We start from the raw sequence: 18,479 nt of genomic DNA, 5'->3' as shown, positions 1-18,479 counted from the left end.
ATTCCTCAACCAGAAGGTTTTTTTATTTTATATGAAAAAGCAAATAAACACAAGACTATTGAGCTTTTGTTTGCTTTTATTTCACAAATGATATGCACGATATGCAGAGATATCGTGCATATTCTCTATTAAAGAATAAAAAAGTATAAAAAATGCTGAAGATAACCGCTCCAGAAATACACTACGCTTTCCTTGGGCCCCGAGCTCATCTCCTCGAAAAAAAGAAGAGCACTTTTTTTCTGCGGGGTCTTCCCACTGCGCATTCCCACAGGAGTCTCCGTGTATTTCTTCCGCTAGAATTAGATTAATCTCTTTGCAAGAAAACAAAAGAAACATATTTCTTCATAGATGGGAGCGGAAGGAAGCCGACTCCTACGGGACAAGCAACAGGTGAAGACCCCCGCAGGAAGTGGTTTTCTTCCGAGGAGGCTGAAGCGTTGCCCGTGGAAAGCGGCTTTCTGGGACTGCGATTACTCGTCCCATCAAAACCGCTGGAGCGGACATCTCCTTGACAAGAACATCCTTCTTTTAAGAACCGAGTAATTTTCTTATTTTTTATTATCGTTTCTTTTTGCTAATGCAATTGACAATTCCTGCAGCTGGTCCCCGCTAACTTCGCTAGGAGCTTCTGTCATTAGGTCAGAAGCGGATGCTGTTTTAGGGAAAAGAATTGTATCACGAAGGTTAGAACGGCCCGCCAGAAGCATAATAATACGGTCTAAACCAAGCGCAACCCCACCATGAGGCGGTGCTCCATACTCTAGCGCATCCAATAAGAATCCGAATTGCTCCCTTGCTTCTTCTTCTGTAAATCCTAATGCTTGAAACATTTGATTTTGAAGCTCAGTCTGGTGGATACGGATAGATCCGCCGCCAAGCTCATAGCCGTTTAAAACTAAATCATATGCATTTGCGCGGACATTCATCGGATCTGTTAACAGTTTTTCCTTATCCGCTTCAATTGGTGATGTAAATGGATGATGCGCTGCGAAATAACGGCCTAATTCCTCATCGTATTCAAATAATGGCCAATCTGTTACCCATAAGAAATTAAACACTTCTTCATCAATCAACCCTAAATCTTTCCCCAGCTTCAAACGCAGGGCTCCTAAACTATCGTAGACAACAGTTGACTTGTCAGCCACAAATAACAGTAAGTCGCCGCTTTTTGCCTTTGCCTTATCCATGATGGCTGCTTTTTCCTCATCAGATAAAAACTTGCTGATCGGACCTTTTACTTCTTCTTCCTCTACTTTTAACCAGGCTAAGCCTTTTGCACCATATACATTTACAAACTCTGTTAACTTATCAATATCTTTTCTGGAATAGCTGCCGGCTGCAGCTTCCACATTTAATAATGCTACTTTTCCGCCGTTCTCTACCGCCTGCTTAAATACCTTGAATCCAGAGGCAGCCACGATATCTGATACATGAATTAATTCTAATCCAAAGCGGGTATCCGGTTTATCAGAACCAAAGCGGTTCATTGCTTCATCATAAGGCATTCTTTGTAAAGGTAAGGTGATATCAATACCTTTTACCTCTTTAACAACCTCTTTCATCATTTCTTCTGTCATTGTCATAATTTCATCACTTGTTAGAAAAGATGTTTCAATATCAACCTGTGTAAATTCCGGCTGACGGTCTGCACGCAGATCTTCATCCCGGAAACAACGGGCAATTTGATAATAACGTTCAAATCCGCTCATCATAATTAATTGTTTAAATAACTGCGGAGATTGTGGTAAAGCATAAAATTCACCCGGATGAACACGGCTTGGCACAAGATAATCCCGCGCTCCTTCTGGTGTGCTCTTCGTTAAAATAGGTGTTTCCATTTCTAAAAATTCATTTCGATTTAAATAATTGCGGATGCTCTGCGTGGTTTGATGCCGCAATTTAAATGTTTCCTGCAAGCCTGGACGACGTAAATCTAAATAACGATATTTCAAACGGATATCCTCTGAAATATTTACATCATCCTGAATCATAAATGGCGGGTTTTTTGCTTTATTCAAAACTTTAATCGAGCTGGCCAGTACTTCCAATGTACCAGTTGGAATGGAAGGATTAATGGTTGCTTCATCACGTAAAACAAGCTTGCCAACTACATCAATCACATATTCAGAACGGATACTTTCCGCTGTTTCGAGTGCTTCCTGTGAATAATCCGGGTTAAATACAATTTGCATAATTCCAGATTTATCACGTAAATCAATAAAAATAAGTCCGCCAAGATCCCGGCGTTTTTGAACCCAGCCTTTTAGTCTGACTTCCTTTTCAATTTCATTTTCAGTTAAGTGCCCAGATAAAACACGCTCTGTCATTTTTTAACTCTCCTCCAATAACAACTCTTTAATTTCAGAAACAATATGATCAACTGAGACCTCTTTTTGATCTCCAGTTCCCATATTTTTAATGGTCACCACTTGTTTATCAAGTTCATTATCACCTAAAAAGATAACAAATTTTGCCTTTAAACGGTCTGCTGCTTTAAGCTGACCCTTCATTTTGCGGTGCTGGTAATCTGTATCTGTCTGAATACCAGCTGAACGTAACTGATGCACAAGTTTTACAGTCTCTGTTCGTACTTTTTCAGAACCAAAGCCTGCCACAAAACAGTCTAGTTTAGTATCAACAGGTATATCAATATTTTCTACCTGAAGAGCCATTAATAAGCGTTCCAGCCCCATTCCAAAACCAATTCCCGGTGTATCCGGACCGCCGAATTCAGTAATCAATCCATCATACCTGCCGCCGCCGGCTAATGTCGTAATGGCACCGAAGCCGTCTGCTTCACTCATAATTTCAAATGCTGTATGGTTATAGTAATCTAAACCCCGGACTAGATTAGGATCCACAGTATAAGAAATTTCCATCGCATCTAAATATGCTTTTACCTGTTCAAAATAAGCTTGTGACTTTTCATTCAGATAATCTAAGATGGATGGTGCTGTTTTCATTGCAGGGTGATCTCGATCCTTTTTACAATCCAGCACACGTAACGGATTTTTATCCAATCGTGATTGGCAATCCAAGCAAAGCTCCTCACGGTATGGATCAAAATGTGCTACTAGTGCATCACGATGTGCTTTTCGGCTTTCCTTATCACCTAATGAGTTGATCACCAGCTTCAAAGATTTCAATCCTAACCTGCGGTAAATTTGCATGGCAAGATCAATTACTTCTGCATCAATTGCCGGGTCCTCACTTCCCATTGCTTCCACACCGAATTGATTTAATTGGCGCATTCTTCCTTTTTGGGGACGCTCATACCGGAACATTGAGCCAAAGTAATATAGTTTTTCCGGTAAATTTGGGCTCCCGTATAATTTATTTTCAACAAATGCACGGGCTACAGCAGCAGTTCCTTCTGGACGAAGTGTTAGGCTTCTGCCTCCCCGATCCTCAAAAGTATACATTTCCTTCTGTACAATATCTGTTGAATCCCCGACACCACGCTGAAATACTTCTGTGTGTTCGAAGATTGGTGTGCGTATTTCATGATAGTAATATGCATCACAAATTTCTTTAATTTGCTTTTCTACATACTGCCATTTTGCCGTATTTTCCGGCAAAATATCCATTGTTCCTCTCGGAGCTTTCATAGACATTTTATTTCCTCCTTCACTAATATACAAAATAACTGATGAAATTCATTTTCTGGTCAGCAGAAAATAATAACAGATAACTTTTAAAGCGGACGCTGCAAGTTCTTTAACAATACAAAAATCCCGTCCCTTATTTTTAAAATAAGGGACGGGATTTTTCCCGCGTTGCCACCCTAGTTGATATCCAAAGATACCCACCTTTATCAGTTAACGCCTGCAACACGTTTATATCTACTCAATCTTTTTCGATATAAATCCTCCAGAATGTCTTTCATATAAGCCGGATAGATAGCTGCTCTCAGCCAATGACAGCTACTCTCTTACTACCTGTTCCTATATTACTTTTTCTTTCAACGGTTTCATTCATTTAATTTTAAGAAACTTCTACCTAATACCGCCCATGTCCCAGGACTGGCCTTACCCGTCCCGCGGAAAACATTCGTAGGCAAACTTAGAAGCTACCACCTCTTATAGAAGTGGAATGATTATAATAATAAGGTTAGTTTCGTTCATTGTCAAGAACGACTTAAGCTTTTTTTCAATTGCTTCACTTCCTGTATGGAAATTCCAAGCTCTGTTGCTATTTCTAAATAGGTTGAAGACTTTTCCATTTGTAGAAAATGATGAAAATCAACCATCATTATTTCAGAGTAATTATTAGCGCTGTGCTGCTTTATCTCTCGATGCATAACTTAAATGCTCCTTTAAGAGTTCTTTTAAAATCTATTTAAGATAGCATCTCCATAAAACCCTAACCTTATTCTTATACCTTCCCTTATCTGTCTTTACTATCGATAATTAATGTGACAGGACCATCATTTACCAGACCGACATCCATCATGGCACCGAACTCTCCGGTCTCTGTCACTATTCCTTCTGTGCGTAACGCTTTATTAAATGCATCATACAAAGCTTCTGCTTCATCAGGCTTAGCTGCTTTAATAAAGCTTGGACGTCTACCCTTTTTAGTATCTCCGTACAAAGTAAATTGAGATACAGATAAAATGCTTCCGTCTACATCTTTAATAGAAAGATTCATTTTTTTGTTTTTATCTTCAAAAATCCGCAGGTGAACAATTTTATTGACAAGATAATTTAAATCCTCATCAGAGTCCTCATGTGTAACGCCAACAAGTAAAAGAAATCCTTTTTTTATTTCACTGATTTTTTCTCCCCGGACGGTTACAGAAGCTTCCTTCACCCGCTGTAATACTACCTTCATAAAACAAACGCTCCTTATTGCACCGTTCTGGTAACGGTGTATACTTCCCGAATCTGCTTTATTCGATCTACAACTTTACGCAAGTGATTGGTATTATGAATTAAAATCGTCAATTGAATAATAGCCATTTTATTTCGGTCAGATCGACCATTAACATGCGTAATATTCGTTTTTGTTTCGTTAACAGCCTGCAATACCTCATTAAGCAGGCCGCGGCGATCATAGCCTGTAATTTCCAAATCAACATGATACTGCTTTTTCTCTGCATACTGATTTTTCCATTTCACATCTATATAGCGCTGCTTTGCTTCCTCTGTCTGTACATTCGGACAATCAGCACGGTGGACAGATACTCCTCTGCCTTTGGTAATATAACCTAAAATTTCATCCCCAGGCACCGGGTTACAGCATTTTGCTATACGGACAAGCAAATTATTTACACCCGCCACTTCAATACCCGAATCTTTCTTGGAGGACGGTCTTGCTTTATCTGTTTTTACTTCTTCTATTTTCTTTTCTAAATCTTGATCGGCTTCTCTTGATTGGCGGATTTTCTCCGTTAATCTGGTAGCTATAAGAGCTGCCGTAATCCCTTGATAACCCACAGCAGCATACATATCATCTTCACTTGTAAAATTAAACTTATCAAATACACGCTGCAAATTATCTGCAGTTAATGCTTCTTTAGGATCGATGTCGAAAGTACGAATTTCTCTTTCAACAGCTTCCTTCCCTTTGACAATATTTTCATCGCGCTGCTGCTTTTTGAAAAATTGTTTTATTTTGCTCTTTGCCTGCGAGGTCTGCACCATTTTCAGCCAATCCTGGGACGGCCCATAGGAATGCTTTGATGTCATCACATCGACAATGTCTCCGTTCTGCAATTCATAGTCTAATGGCTCCATCTTGCCATTAATTTTTGCTCCAATGGTCTTATTGCCAATTTCCGTATGAATCTTGTAAGCAAAATCAATTGGAATAGAACCTGCCGGCAGCTCAATGACCTCACCTTTTGGTGTGAAAACATAGACCATATCAGAAAACAAATCAATCTTCAATGACTCCATAAATTCTTCCGCATCATGTGTTTCACTTTGCCATTCCAAAATTTCCCGGAACCATGACAATTTTTCTTCAAAGGAGCTTTTTCCTTTTGCCTGCTTTCCTTCTTTATATGCCCAGTGTGCAGCAATTCCGTATTCTGCAATGTCATGCATTTCCTTCGTACGAATCTGTACCTCTAACGGATCACCCTTCGGACCGATGACTGTTGTATGCAGAGATTGATATAAATTTTGTTTCGGCATAGCGATATAATCCTTAAACCTTCCTGGCATCGGTTTCCAATTCGTATGAATAATACCTAAAACAGCATAACAGTCTTTAATATTATCAACTAAAATCCGGACTGCAAGAAGGTCATATATCTCATTAAATTGCTTTTTCTGATTGACCATTTTTTGATAGATGCTATACAAATGCTTTGGCCGGCCGGACATCTCTGCTTTTATATTTACAGCCTCAAATTCTTGAGAAAGATCATCAATAACTTCCTGAATGTAAGACTCTCTTTCTTCCCTTTTCTGCTTCATCAATTGAACAATACGATAATACTGCTGCGGATTAAGATAGCGTAAAGCTGTATCCTCAAGTTCCCATTTTATCGTTGAAATTCCCAAGCGATGAGCAAGCGGAGCAAAAATTTCCAGCGTTTCATTCGAAATGCGTCGTTGTTTTTCTGGAGGCAAATGCTTTAACGTTCTCATATTATGCAATCTGTCAGCCAGTTTAATCATAATGACACGAATATCTCTTGCCATAGCCACAAACATTTTCCGGTGGTTTTCTGCCTGCTGGGCCTCTTTTGTTTCATAGCGAATTTTACCAAGTTTCGTTACACCATCTACGAGTGCAGCTATTTCATGATTAAATTCTTCTTCAATTTGTTCAAAGGTTACATCTGTATCCTCGATAACATCATGAAGAAAGCCTGCTGAAATCGTTTCAGCGTCCATTAATAATTCAGCAAGTATCCCTGCGACCTGTACCGGATGAATAATGTAAGGTTCCCCAGACTTACGAAATTGGTCTTTATGAGCCTCTTTCGCAAATTCATAGGCGTGTTCAATTAGAGCAACATCTTCATCAGATAAGTATTCTTTTACTTTTTCTATAATATCTGTAATGTTGACATTTTCATCTTTTGCCATGTTATCACCTTTATTTACCTTCAATATTGAATAAATTATTTCGTAAAAAATCATATTTGTATTTATTAAAACAAATCTGTTACTTCTCTTATATCAGAAACTTAAATTTTCAAATGGTTCGAAACAGCTTTTACCGGACGGGGAATGCTCGTTCCATCGAAAAGCCCCGTTAAAAATTTACCCTTCCTGATGTAAAAATAAAAATAGCAACAAGTGTTTAAAAGCTTGAAGCCATTTCTTTCATTAAAAACTCTTAAATTTCGCAGATTTAAAAACATTATTCGATAATAATTACTATTATAAGACTTTTTTTATATTTCTGTCCAACTAAAACCTAATATAAGCTGATAAAATAATATATAAAAAGAGTCAACACAGTTTTTATCTCTGTTTGACTCTTTTCTGCCATTTAATAGGTCATAATTGTAAGTACATCGTAGCCTTCCAGCTTATCCTTTCCATCCAGATAACTTAACTCCACTAAGAAAGCACATCCTACAACAATTCCTCCAAGCTGTTCAACTAAATTAATCGTTGCTTCAATCGTACCGCCTGTCGCTAAAAGATCGTCTGTAATCAGAACACGCTGTCCAGGTGTAATAGCATCCTTATGAATGGTTAATACATTTTTTCCATACTCCAGCCCATAATCTACTTTGATTACTTCGCGGGGCAGTTTTCCTTCTTTACGAACAGGAGCAAAACCGACCTCTAATGCATAAGAAACCGGGCAGCCAACAATAAATCCTCTTGCTTCAGGACCAACAACAACATCGATTTCTTTTTCTTTTGCATATTCTACAATCTCGTCAACAGCTGATTTATAAGCCGGCCCATTAGCCATCAATGGCGTAATATCCTTAAAACGAACCCCTTCTTTTGGCCAATCTTCTACAATCTCAATATATTCTTTATAATCCATACACTGCTTCCTCCTGTAGATTCGCAGACGTATCCAGATTTAGATACGATGCAAACCATTTTTTTAAATCCTGGTAATTAGAATAAATAAGTATACTTTCTGCTTCTTTTTGTTTGAAGCAGGTTTGGTAAATGACTGATTCTGATAAATCCTTTTTATTCTTTGCAGCTTCGTAACAAAGCCATCCGTCCTTCAACGTTGCAAATCCTAAATCTGTGAAAACATCTGACATAAATTTTATCTTGGCTTCATTCCAGCCCCGATGCTGTTCAATAGCTTTCTGCATTTCCGTAACCCGAAATTGCTGATGCTGTTTAATTAAGCTGTAATAATCCACAAATTCCTTTCGGGAAGGAAATTGAAATGGGTATTGATTCGTAGTCTGACGTAACGCTACAACAATATTTTTCGGATTCATCTGCTTTATAATTTTCTTCATAACATCCATGCTTTCAGGTAATTCGGTAAAACCGATTGTATGATAAGATGTCAAATCTCTGGAAAGCGCCTCTTTATAAGTAAATGTTTCCGTATGCTCATCAGGCTGTATAGACTCATCGCAGACAAAGACTTCGTTAGCCTTATCAGGAATTAATTGCTCAGCTTTTTTCCCTCGAAAATCAAATAGCTGCCACTCTGTAATTCTTAAATCCTCTATCATTAATTGGGCATTCCTTCTCCCATTCCACTCGTTGACAGAAAGCTCTCCAACTATCGATATCTCTGTTTGCGGAGAAATAGCATCCTTCAGCTCACCAAATCCAAAACCAACCATATCCATTTGACCATTTGCAGATGCAAATTGCATTTTCAAATGGTTTTTTCTGCTTCCAATTTGACGAACCTCTTTCGGTATTTCTCTTATCTCAAACAAAGGCTTCGGATTTCCCATCCCAAACGGAGAAAGTTTTGCTATCTCCTCAATTAATGCTACATTAATATCTGCAATATCTAATATAGCATTAATATGCAATTCCTGCTTAAAATCTTCTTCCGACAGATTCTGGAAAAGTAAATCATTTAAAGCAGTTTCCAGAGAATCTAAGTTTTCAATAGGTAAGGTCATACCTGCAGCCTGTGCGTGTCCGCCAAAATGCGTAAATAAATCTCTGACTGTCATACAGCCTTCAAATAAGTCAAATGCAGGAATACTTCTGGCTGATCCCTTTACAATACCCTGCTTTGGTTTTATCGCTAAAACTATTGCAGGACGATCATATTTCTGGACTAACTTTGAAGCAACAATTCCTAATACGCCTTCATTCCAGCCTTCTTTTGCTACAATAATAATCCGTTTATCTGTTTGAACCATTTCCATCGCTTCTTGTACAATATCCTGAACAATTTTCTTTCGCTGTTCATTAATATGGTTTAGTTCGTTTGCCATTTCTAACGCAATTTCATTATCTTCTTCCAGTAAAAGATCTACAGCTAAATCGGCATCTCCTAAACGTCCCACTGCATTCAGCCGTGGACCAATGCGAAAACCGATATCCTCCTCTGTAATGATTTCCTCTAACTGACATACCTGTTTTAAAGCTTTCAAGCCAACATAATTGGTTCTTTTAAGCTCTTTCAAACCAAATGTAGCCAAAATCCGGTTTTCAGAAACCAATGGCACCAAATCCGCAATCGTACCTATAGCTACAAAAGGAAGCACTTCCCGAGGCAGCTCTCCGATTAAAGCCTGTGCCAGTTTTAACGAAACACCGACACCCGCCAGCTCTTTGAAAAAGTAATCCTCAGATAATTTCGGATGAATAATAGTGTAGCAATCCGGAATTTCTGCTTGAGGCTCATGGTGATCAGTAATGATTAAATCAATACCAAGCTCCTTTGCCACCTCTGCTTCATGAACAGAAGCAATACCTGTATCCACCGTGATAATTAACCCGAATCCAGCTTGATGAAGCTGCCTGAATGCTGCTTCGTTTGGACCGTATCCTTCAGTAAAACGATTGGGAATATAGTATTCACAGTCTGCACCAATTTTTTTCAGAGCATGCAGCAGGACAACTGTAGAGCTTACACCATCTGCATCATAATCTCCATACACAACAATCTTTTCTTTATTTTCAGCTGCTTCTTTAATTCGCTTAACCGCTTTATCCATTCCATTCATTAAAAATGGGTCTATTAAGTTATTTAAATCCGGCTGCATAAATTGATTTGCTTCTTCCGTTGTGGTAATTCCTCTTTGTAAAAATAGATCCTTAACAATAGGCGACATAGCTATTTCTATAGAATCTCTTTCCTCCACAGGCGGATTATTTATATATTTCCAATTTGCTTTACTTGATAGCATAAATTCACCCCTGACCTAATCATTATACTAGAGTAGGCCAGGGGCATCAAATAGATTCCTCTGATTATCAGTTAAACTGTAAAGAAAGATTATTCTTTATTTGATTTTTTTGCTTGTTTAGCTTCTTGACGCATTTCTTTTCGGGATTCTTTTTTATTTTCTTCTTTCCCCTGCACATCTGTAATTCCATGGGCTGCCATTCTTTTTTTCAAGCGCTCATTTTCTGTACGAAGTTTTTTAATCTCGTGATGTGCTCTATAAAGTCGAATTGCCCCTACCGCTGCAGTAATTAATCCTCCCATTAATACAGAAAAGAGGATAACCAGGATTAAAGGGGAATCCGCCGTCCAAAATAAATAATCGACTGCTACAGGTTCCACATTAATAACAGCAAAAACGGCGATAATAATTACAAATATAATAGCGAGTATGACATAAACCTGTCCATTCATAATTGTTCCTCCATAAAAAATATTTTTTCTATATATTCATTACCCGATTGAGTATTATTTTAAGCATGATAGTAAAAAAAGAGAGCTTTCAATGGTTTAAATCGGTAATGTTAACTAAAGTCTGAAGCTAAGCTCTTTCAGAAATATTACCACATTGAAAGCTCTCTTACTATATGACAGTTGCTAAATATAGGCTCCTTAATACAGCTATACCTGCGGTCCGTCAACTTTTTCTTTTTTTCTAAAGTCAACTGGTTTATCCTTCACTGTTCTTCCTCTCCATACCAGCCAAAGCTGTGAAGCCAGGAACAGAGAAGTATATGTTCCAGCCAGTAATCCGACTAACAGTGCAAAAGCAAAGGCCCATATTGAGGATGCTCCAAGCACTAAGAAAGCAACAACAGCAATAATCGTTGTAATAGACGTGTTCATTGTCCGCGTAAATGACTGAATAATACTCTTATTGATAATTTCTGCAAGTTTCTTAAATGATTTTACCCGTTTTTCGTGACGGATATTTTCTCTGATCCGGTCGAAAATAACAAGTGTATTATTTAATGAATAACCGATAATGGTTAAGATTGCAGCTACAATCGTAATATCAAATTCAATTTGCGTTATACTGAATGCCACCAGCATAAAGAACACATCATGCAATAGGGCAATTACAGCAGTAACACCGAAGAAGATTTCAAATCGGACAGCTATATATGCAACAATAAATAAAGATGCTATTGCTACAGCATAAACTGCATTTTTAACAAGCTCCTGACCAACAATCGGCGATACAACACTCACACCGGGTTCATGTCCGTATACCTCTTCAAAATGTTGCTTTAGACTATGCTCCTCCCCTTCATCCAGTACTGTATCAAAACGGACAACACCTATTTCATTATTTTCACCAGATAAATTTACAGAGCTTATTTCATAACCAAGCGTTTCAAACTCGGATTCCACTTCTTCTTCCGTTAAGCTTTGATCAGCAACAACTTCTATCCGGGTACCACTTGTAAAATCAACTCCCGGATTAATTTTAAAAATCCCAATGCTGACAGCGCCAATAATCACCAGTATTGTTGTAACAGCAAAAAACTTCTTGCGATGCTTCACGAAATTAACATGCTTGCCAAAAAATGCAGGATCAGATTCTTCTCCTTCTGTAATATCTTTAATTTGTTTCTTATTGACACCAAGCCAGCCTTTTCTTTTTTTCAAAAAGCCGCTTTGAATCCATAATGCCAGGAGAGCTCTTGTACCAAATACTGATGTTAAAAAGCTGATTAAAATACTGATGATCAGCATAGTCGCAAATCCTTTAACGGAGCTTGTACCAAATACGAACAGTACTCCTGCCGCAATTAAGGTGGTCAGATTCGCATCTAGAATTGTCACAAAAGAGCTTTTATTTGCAGATTGAAAGGCTGCTTTTACAGATTTTCCAACCCTTAATTCTTCTTTCATTCGTTCAAAGGTAATTACGTTTGCATCAACAGCCATTCCAACCCCTAAAATAAGAGCGGCTATGCCAGGCAATGTTAATACTCCATTGAGCAATTCAAAAATTAATACTACTAAAAATACATAGACAGCTAAGTTAATGGAAGCAATGATACCGCTGAAGCGATAGAATGCACATAGGTAAAGAATTATCAATGAAATTCCAATGATCCCTGCAAACACTGTCTGATTTAATGCCTGTTCACCAAATTGTGCACCTACAGATGTAGAGAAAATCTCATTCATATGTACAGGCAGTGAACCAGAATTAATAATATCTGCCATTTGCTGGGCTGATTCCACTGTAAAGTTACCTTCAATCATGACATCGCTGGAATTAATCGTCTGACTTACTGCCGGTGCAGAAATAAATTTAGGCTCTTCTTTCTCAGCTTCTGCAGCGAATGAATCCTCACCTTCCTGATAATCCATCCAGATAACCAGACGATTATCGGCCATTTGACTAATTTCTTGCGTTACCTCACCAAATTTATCTGCATCTTTTAGTTTAAGAGTTACAATTGGTGCATTGGTGTTCGGATTATAATCCTGCTTGGCACTTCCCTCTACAATATCTGATCCATCAAGATATTCCTCATCGTCAACATCCCTGAAAGACAATTGCGCAGATGTTGACAGTATCTCTCTGGCCTCGGCTTGATTTTCAATCCCTGCAAGCTGAACCCTGATTCGGTCCTCCCCTTCTATATTAATGACAGCTTCACTAATACCCAGGCGATTAACCCGATCATTCAAAGTCTGGACTGTTCCTTCCATTAAACTGTTTGAAATTTCCTGACCATCTTCAACAGGCTCTACCTCGTACAGGACTTCAAAACCTCCCTGCAAGTCCAAGCCAAGATTCACTTTACTTATCAAGTTGCTAAACGTTGTTCCAATTACTCCTGCCAAAATTGCGATGACAAGAAAAAAGGCAACGATTCTGCCTCTTTTTTTCATCGTTTGCGCTTCCTCCTTCATATATCAACCTTTTAGACGGACCTTATTTATCCGCTTGTGGTGAATTTCCAATAAGTGCTTCAATTGAAGCTGCTAAATCATCATTTTCATAGGATTGAATAGTTAAATAGCTTAAATAAACAGATGATTTCAAATGAAAAATATCTTGAACAATTTCATGAAGTCTTTTTTCGGTTTTACCCTTCCAAATTTTCACGCAAAGACATTGCCATACGCCTTCTGGAGTCGCTTGTTCATAACCTAGCATTTTTAATTCTTCCTGTTTACTTTTTAATGCCGGATAAATCAATTCTTTCCATGACTCTACATGCTGACTGTCCATTTCATCCCACCATTTCTTTATAAATCTCCATAAAGTCCTATCTTATTGTACGCCTTTTTAATTGGTAAAGAAAGTATAAAAAAGTCTAAACAGTGCTATATAGGAAAACCTGAGCACTTTTGCTGCATTATTCATTGCTTGACCCAATTCAACTGTCATGGTTTGTCCATTACCCAGCATATATATCATTGTATATCAAAATTATTTTTTTGAGAAGGCGGGGCAACTCGAATGACGAAACAAACCTTTATCCAAGGAGCATTGATTCTAATTATTGCAGGCATGCTTACCCGGTTTATGGGTTTCATTAACCGGATGGTCGTAGCACGTTTTATGGGAGAAGAAGGTGTCGGTCTTTATATGATGGCTCTGCCAACTCTATTTTTAGTTATGACCCTGACACAATTCGGCCTTCCAGTGGCTATTTCTAAACGTGTAGCGGAAGCAGATGCACAAAATGATTCTAAAAAAATAAAACAAATTGTTGCCGTCTCGCTGGCAATTACTTTAAGTGCAAGTGTCCTGTTTACAGTGCTTTTGATTCTGGCTGCGCCAATTTTATCTGTCACCTTATTTACAGACAGCCGTGTATTACTCCCTTTAATTGTCATTAGTCCTATTATTCCAATTGCCGCTGTATCAGCAGTTTTAAGGGGCTATTTTCAAGGAAAACAGAATATGAAGCCCCAAAGTATTGCCCAAGTACTCGAACAAATTGTACGGATTACATTTGTTGGTGTATTTATTTATATTCTTTTGCCTTATGGAATTGAATATGCCGCAGCAGGTGCTATGTTCAGTATTATTATTGGTGAATTTGCTTCGCTCTTATACATGATCCGAAAATTTCGTCAAAAAAGAAAGCTGAAAATACGAAAACATTTTACAGAAACTGTTCTATCCGGAAAATCAACAGCAAAAGAACTATTATCTATTTCCATGCCAACTTTGGGAAACAGAATGATTGGTTCAATTTCAAATTTCCTCGATCCGATCATTATTGTCCAATCTCTTGCACTCGCAGGTGTCACTGCCGCAGCTGCAACAAAGCAGTATGGTGAATTAATGGGCTACACGATGCCTTTATTATTTTTGCCGACATTTATTACAAGCTCTCTCTCTATTGCCCTTGTGCCATCCATTTCTGAGGCAGGAGCAAAAAATCAAACAGAATTGATTCATAACCGCATACATCAATCTATCCGGATATCTTTTGCATCAGGAGCTGTAGCTACTATTATCATGACCTTATTTGCTTCTGATTTACTTAACCTTATGTATCGTTCTGATTCAGCAGCATCCCTACTAATTATCATGGCACCTTTTTTCCTGTTTTTATACATTCAGGCTCCACTGCAGGCAGCTTTACAAGCTCTCGATTTAGCACGACCGGCTATGTGGAATTCGTTGATAGGGGTTATCTTAAAATTTGGCGTCATGATCTTATTGGCAACAAGTTCAAATTTAGGGATTAAGGGAGCCGCAGTTGCTATCTGCGTGAATGTTGTTCTTGTTACGTTTCTTCATATCGGGGTACTAAGAAGAGAAATTAATTATTTTCCTGCCTGGAAGGATATTATCCGCATGATTATATTATGTGGAGCAACTTTTCTTCTGACCTATTATATTAAAAACCAATTTTACACGGGTGACACAAACCTGATCTCATTCATCCTGCTGCTTTTAATTATCGTAATAATTTATTTTATATTACTGCTTCTATTAGGTTTTATTCGTAAAGAAGAATTAAGACAACTGCCGTTTTTCTCGAAAAAGAAATGATTTTATTTGATAGAATTAACTACTTGGTTTTATTTTGCCTATAAATGATTATCTAAACATCAGCAAATAGTTTTCTCTAACAGCTCGGTATCTCTCTTTTAAATATTTCTTCTAAATAAAAAATACAAGCATAAATTTAGAAGAAAGGACAAACTTAGAGGAGATGAATGAATGGAAAAAATTCAATGGACATCTTTATTCTACGGTTGGATTATATTATTCGGGTTACTTTTTCTTTCAAGTTTTACGTTAGGCTTGCTTTTGAAATTTCTGGATATGAAAGAAGCAACCTTATCTTTAGTCACTTTTATCATTGGACTGCTTATTCTATTCGTCTGTGGAGTAATTACTGGTTTAAAGGGAAAAGCAAAGGGTTGGCTTTTAGGTGTATTGATTGGATTGGGATTTACCGGATTTGTTTTTTTAGTTCAATTTCTCGGTTATCAGCAGGGTTTCTCGCTAACTCAAGCAATGTACCATGGATTCTACCTGATTGCAGCAATATTAGGAGGGATTATCGGAGTTAATTTTTCAAATCCTGTGGAAGAAAACTAGTTTGTACAGCATATAATGAATGCATGAAAAAAAGCTAATGATTGTCCATTAGCTTTCTTCATGCATTATGCTTCTTGTTTTATTTCTCTGATTGCAGAACGGTCATACGTTAATTTTGTGCCTTCATCAGTAATTAGCACGATTGTGCCTTCATCAATGGCATGGATTTTCGCATGTAATCCGCCGATTGTTACGATTGAGTTGCCTTTTTGAAGACTATCCTGCATTTCTCTTACTTGCTTCTGACGCTTTTGCTGCGGGCGAATAAGTAAGAAATAAAAAATAGCAAACATAAGTACAATCCATAAAATTGGTGTAATCATTTCAGCTCCCATATGTTCCATCTCCTTCCTAAAAGTTCTTTGGATTTTCTTGATTCAATCCATATTGTTCAAAGAATGACTCTTTGAAATCACCAAGTCGATCTTCTTTTATAGCAGTTCGAACTTGCTCCATTAATTTTAACAGAAAATGCAGGTTATGATAAGTCGTAAGTCGGAATCCAAATGTTTCGTTACATTTTATCAAGTGACGAATGTAAGCTCTCGTATAATTTTTACAAACATGACAGTCACAATTTTCATCAATCGGTGAAAAATCACGTGCATATTTTGCATTTCTAACCACTAATCTGCCATGAGATGTCATGCAAGTTCCATTTCTGGCAATTCGGGTCGGCAATACGCAGTCAAACATATCCACACCGCGGATAGCTCCATCAATTAAAGCATCCGGCGATCCCACCCCCATTAAATATCTCGGTTTATTTGCCGGTAATAATGGTGTTGTGAACTCAAGAACCTGATTCATAACATCCTTTGGCTCTCCAACGGATAATCCGCCAATAGCATACCCGGGAAAATCAAGTGAAACTAAATCACTCGCACTCTGCCTTCTTAATTCTTCATATTCTCCACCTTGAACAATACCGAAGAGTCCTTGAATATCTGACCGTTTATGAGCCTCCAGACAACGTTCAGCCCATCTGGAAGTCCGCTCCACTGAAGATTTCATATAATCATAGGTAGCTGGATAAGGCGGACATTCATCAAATGCCATCATAATATCTGATCCTAATGCATTTTGAATATGCATTGCTTTTTCAGGAGATAAAAATAGCTTCTCTCCATTTAAATGATTACGGAAATGAACACCTTTTTCTTCTATTTGTCTCATATCACTTAAGCTGAAGACCTGAAATCCGCCCGAATCAGTCAAAATTGCTTTATCCCAATTCATAAACTTGTGCAAGCCGCCAGCTTCTTCAATAATATCTTCTCCCGGACGCAGCCATAAATGATACGTGTTAGAAAGTATTATATTTGCCTGCATAGAGCTTAATTCCTCAGGACTCATCGTTTTTACAGTTGCCAGTGTTCCGACAGGCATAAAGGTCGGTGTATCAAAAGATCCGTGCGGAGTATGCACACGTCCAAGCCTTGCTCCAGTCTGTTTATCTGTTTTTATTAATTCATACGTTATAGGTATCATGATTTCTCTTCCTTTTTTTCAGTCTAAACATATCATAACGCATTTATACCCGATAAAGCTAGATAATTAGCATAGCGTCCCCAAAGCTGAAAAAGCGGTAACGCTCCCTTACAGCCTCTCGATATGCATGAAGCACCTCATCTTTTCCTGCCAGCGCACTTACCAGCATAATAAGCGTTGATTTAGGCAGATGAAAATTCGTAATCAATCCATCAATTGCCTGATATTGATATGGTGGATAAATAAAAATGTCAGTCCAGCCGCTCGTTTCCACAAAGGCTCCATTATTATCACGAGCAATTGTTTCCAGTGTACGAGTTGAAGTGGTTCCAACTGAAATAATTCTTCTTCCCTCTGCTTTAGCATTATTTAATGATTCACTGGCCTTCTGAGACATGCGGTAGAATTCACTGTGCATCGTGTGCTCTTCAACAGAATCTACACTAACCGGACGAAATGTACCCAAACCGACATGTAGTGTGATAAAAATAACCTCGACACCTTTATCCTTTATTTGCTGTAATAATTCGTTGGTAAAGTGTAACCCGGCAGTCGGAGCAGCAGCGGACCCTTTTTCTTTTGCGTAAACAGTCTGGTAACGGTCTTTTTCCGAAAGCTGTTCCTTAATATATGGCGGCAGGGGCATTTCACCCAGTTCATCTAATATTTCATAAAAAATCCCGTCGTAAGAAAATTTCACTGTACGCCCGCCATACTTTTTAATATCTGTACAAACAGCTTTTAACAATCCGTCTCCAAAATCAATGACTGTTCCTTCTTTAACTTTCTTAGCAGGTTTTACTAACACTTCCCAATTGTCGTTCTCTTCTTGATGCAGTAAAAGAACTTCTATTTTTGCACCTGTATCTTCTTTTACTCCATACAAACGCGCCGGCAATACCTTGGTATCGTTTAAAACGAGACAATCACCTGCATGCAGATAATTTATTATATCTGAAAAATGCTGGTGCTGTATTTGACCGGTCTGTTTATCCAAAACACAAAGTCTGGATGCTGTCCGATCCTTCAAAGGTGTCTGCGCAATTAATTCTTCAGGCAGATCAAAGTCAAAATCTTCTATATTCATGTCTATCCCCTTACTTTCGTCTTATCGTAGCTATCGAAC

Annotated in this window: 15 protein-coding genes and 1 other annotated feature; of the genes, 2 read left to right on the top strand and 13 right to left on the bottom strand. The window is 38.1% G+C overall.

Annotated features, from left to right (window positions below):
• Window positions 1-548: 548 nt before the first annotated feature.
• The 10 genes from aspS to MKY30_RS17675 form a co-directional block, all read right to left on the bottom strand.
• Window positions 549-2,327: an aspartate--tRNA ligase gene (gene aspS, locus MKY30_RS17720; RefSeq protein ID WP_156985382.1), complete on the bottom strand. Its 1,779-nt coding sequence runs from the start codon at window positions 2,325-2,327 to the stop codon at window positions 549-551.
• 3 nt (window positions 2,328-2,330) lie between these two features.
• Complete coding sequence (gene hisS / locus MKY30_RS17715; protein WP_156985383.1) at window positions 2,331-3,614, bottom strand: histidine--tRNA ligase; 1,284 nt, start codon at window positions 3,612-3,614, stop codon at window positions 2,331-2,333.
• Between the two features lie 138 nt (window positions 3,615-3,752).
• Window positions 3,753-3,974, bottom strand: a binding site (T-box leader).
• Between the two features lie 152 nt (window positions 3,975-4,126).
• Entirely contained in the window at window positions 4,127-4,300 is a 174-nt protein-coding gene (locus MKY30_RS17710) for a hypothetical protein (RefSeq protein ID WP_186813508.1), read from the bottom strand.
• Between the two features lie 86 nt (window positions 4,301-4,386).
• The gene (gene dtd / locus MKY30_RS17705; RefSeq protein ID WP_341084961.1) at window positions 4,387-4,833 is read right to left on the bottom strand and encodes a D-aminoacyl-tRNA deacylase; all 447 of its coding nucleotides are present in this window, start codon (window positions 4,831-4,833) and stop codon (window positions 4,387-4,389) included.
• 14 nt (window positions 4,834-4,847) lie between these two features.
• Window positions 4,848-7,043, bottom strand: a complete 2,196-nt coding sequence (locus MKY30_RS17700) for a RelA/SpoT family protein (protein WP_147207884.1) — start codon at window positions 7,041-7,043, stop codon at window positions 4,848-4,850.
• 409 nt (window positions 7,044-7,452) lie between these two features.
• Complete coding sequence (locus MKY30_RS17695; protein ID WP_156985386.1) at window positions 7,453-7,965, bottom strand: adenine phosphoribosyltransferase; 513 nt, start codon at window positions 7,963-7,965, stop codon at window positions 7,453-7,455.
• Window positions 7,955-10,270 (bottom strand): single-stranded-DNA-specific exonuclease RecJ, encoded by a 2,316-nt coding sequence (gene recJ, locus MKY30_RS17690; protein WP_339286116.1) that lies wholly within the window; start codon window positions 10,268-10,270, stop codon window positions 7,955-7,957. Before recJ ends, MKY30_RS17695 begins: the two co-directional genes overlap by 11 nt.
• An 89-nt stretch (window positions 10,271-10,359) precedes the next feature.
• On the bottom strand, window positions 10,360-10,722 hold the full coding sequence (locus tag MKY30_RS17685; protein WP_147207887.1) for a LapA family protein: 363 nt from the start codon (window positions 10,720-10,722) through the stop codon (window positions 10,360-10,362).
• A 207-nt stretch (window positions 10,723-10,929) separates the two neighbouring features.
• Window positions 10,930-13,182 (bottom strand): protein translocase subunit SecDF, encoded by a 2,253-nt coding sequence (gene secDF / locus MKY30_RS17680; protein WP_147207888.1) that lies wholly within the window; start codon window positions 13,180-13,182, stop codon window positions 10,930-10,932.
• Window positions 13,183-13,225: 43 nt separating this feature from the next.
• Entirely contained in the window at window positions 13,226-13,525 is a 300-nt protein-coding gene (locus MKY30_RS17675; RefSeq protein WP_147207889.1) for a post-transcriptional regulator, read from the bottom strand.
• Between the two features lie 231 nt (window positions 13,526-13,756).
• On the opposite strand from MKY30_RS17675, the gene spoVB reads away from it, so the two are divergent.
• Entirely contained in the window at window positions 13,757-15,307 is a 1,551-nt protein-coding gene (gene spoVB / locus MKY30_RS17670) for a stage V sporulation protein B (RefSeq protein ID WP_147207890.1), read from the top strand.
• Between the two features lie 171 nt (window positions 15,308-15,478).
• Complete coding sequence (locus MKY30_RS17665) at window positions 15,479-15,862, top strand: TIGR04086 family membrane protein (RefSeq protein ID WP_147207891.1); 384 nt, start codon at window positions 15,479-15,481, stop codon at window positions 15,860-15,862.
• 65 nt (window positions 15,863-15,927) lie between these two features.
• On the opposite strand, the gene yajC is transcribed toward MKY30_RS17665, so the two are convergent.
• Genes yajC through queA form a run of 3 tightly spaced genes read right to left on the bottom strand, consistent with a single transcriptional unit; the run spans window position 15,928 to window position 18,440 of the window.
• Complete coding sequence (gene yajC, locus MKY30_RS17660) at window positions 15,928-16,197, bottom strand: preprotein translocase subunit YajC (RefSeq protein WP_246144997.1); 270 nt, start codon at window positions 16,195-16,197, stop codon at window positions 15,928-15,930.
• Window positions 16,198-16,213: 16 nt separating this feature from the next.
• Window positions 16,214-17,353 (bottom strand): tRNA guanosine(34) transglycosylase Tgt, encoded by a 1,140-nt coding sequence (tgt, locus tag MKY30_RS17655; protein ID WP_339286112.1) that lies wholly within the window; start codon window positions 17,351-17,353, stop codon window positions 16,214-16,216.
• Between the two features lie 58 nt (window positions 17,354-17,411).
• Window positions 17,412-18,440 (bottom strand): tRNA preQ1(34) S-adenosylmethionine ribosyltransferase-isomerase QueA, encoded by a 1,029-nt coding sequence (queA, locus tag MKY30_RS17650; protein ID WP_339286110.1) that lies wholly within the window; start codon window positions 18,438-18,440, stop codon window positions 17,412-17,414.
• Window positions 18,441-18,479: the final 39 nt, after the last annotated feature.

Origin of the sequence: Oceanobacillus sp. FSL W8-0428 (assembly GCF_038004405.1) — a bacterium.
In the GTDB taxonomy this organism is placed as follows: domain Bacteria; phylum Bacillota; class Bacilli; order Bacillales; family Amphibacillaceae; genus Oceanobacillus; species Oceanobacillus sojae.
This window is presented reverse-complemented; position numbering and strand designations above follow the sequence as displayed.

Excerpts from the sequence above, each read along its gene's own strand:
- aspS (WP_156985382.1), bottom strand. The coding sequence starts at position 2,327 with ATGACAGAGCGTGTTTTATCTGGGCACTTAACTGAAAATGAAATTGAA.
- hisS (WP_156985383.1), bottom strand. The coding sequence starts at position 3,614 with ATGTCTATGAAAGCTCCGAGAGGAACAATGGATATTTTGCCGGAAAAT.
- MKY30_RS17710 (WP_186813508.1), bottom strand. The coding sequence starts at position 4,300 with ATGCATCGAGAGATAAAGCAGCACAGCGCTAATAATTACTCTGAAATA.
- dtd (WP_341084961.1), bottom strand. The coding sequence starts at position 4,833 with ATGAAGGTAGTATTACAGCGGGTGAAGGAAGCTTCTGTAACCGTCCGG.
- MKY30_RS17700 (WP_147207884.1), bottom strand. The coding sequence starts at position 7,043 with ATGGCAAAAGATGAAAATGTCAACATTACAGATATTATAGAAAAAGTA.
- MKY30_RS17695 (WP_156985386.1), bottom strand. The coding sequence starts at position 7,965 with ATGGATTATAAAGAATATATTGAGATTGTAGAAGATTGGCCAAAAGAA.
- recJ (WP_339286116.1), bottom strand. The coding sequence starts at position 10,270 with ATGCTATCAAGTAAAGCAAATTGGAAATATATAAATAATCCGCCTGTG.
- MKY30_RS17685 (WP_147207887.1), bottom strand. The coding sequence starts at position 10,722 with ATGAATGGACAGGTTTATGTCATACTCGCTATTATATTTGTAATTATT.
- secDF (WP_147207888.1), bottom strand. The coding sequence starts at position 13,182 with ATGAAAAAAAGAGGCAGAATCGTTGCCTTTTTTCTTGTCATCGCAATT.
- MKY30_RS17675 (WP_147207889.1), bottom strand. The coding sequence starts at position 13,525 with ATGGACAGTCAGCATGTAGAGTCATGGAAAGAATTGATTTATCCGGCA.
- spoVB (WP_147207890.1), top strand. The coding sequence starts at position 13,757 with ATGACGAAACAAACCTTTATCCAAGGAGCATTGATTCTAATTATTGCA.
- MKY30_RS17665 (WP_147207891.1), top strand. The coding sequence starts at position 15,479 with ATGGAAAAAATTCAATGGACATCTTTATTCTACGGTTGGATTATATTA.
- yajC (WP_246144997.1), bottom strand. The coding sequence starts at position 16,197 with ATGGGAGCTGAAATGATTACACCAATTTTATGGATTGTACTTATGTTT.
- tgt (WP_339286112.1), bottom strand. The coding sequence starts at position 17,353 with ATGATACCTATAACGTATGAATTAATAAAAACAGATAAACAGACTGGA.
- queA (WP_339286110.1), bottom strand. The coding sequence starts at position 18,440 with ATGAATATAGAAGATTTTGACTTTGATCTGCCTGAAGAATTAATTGCG.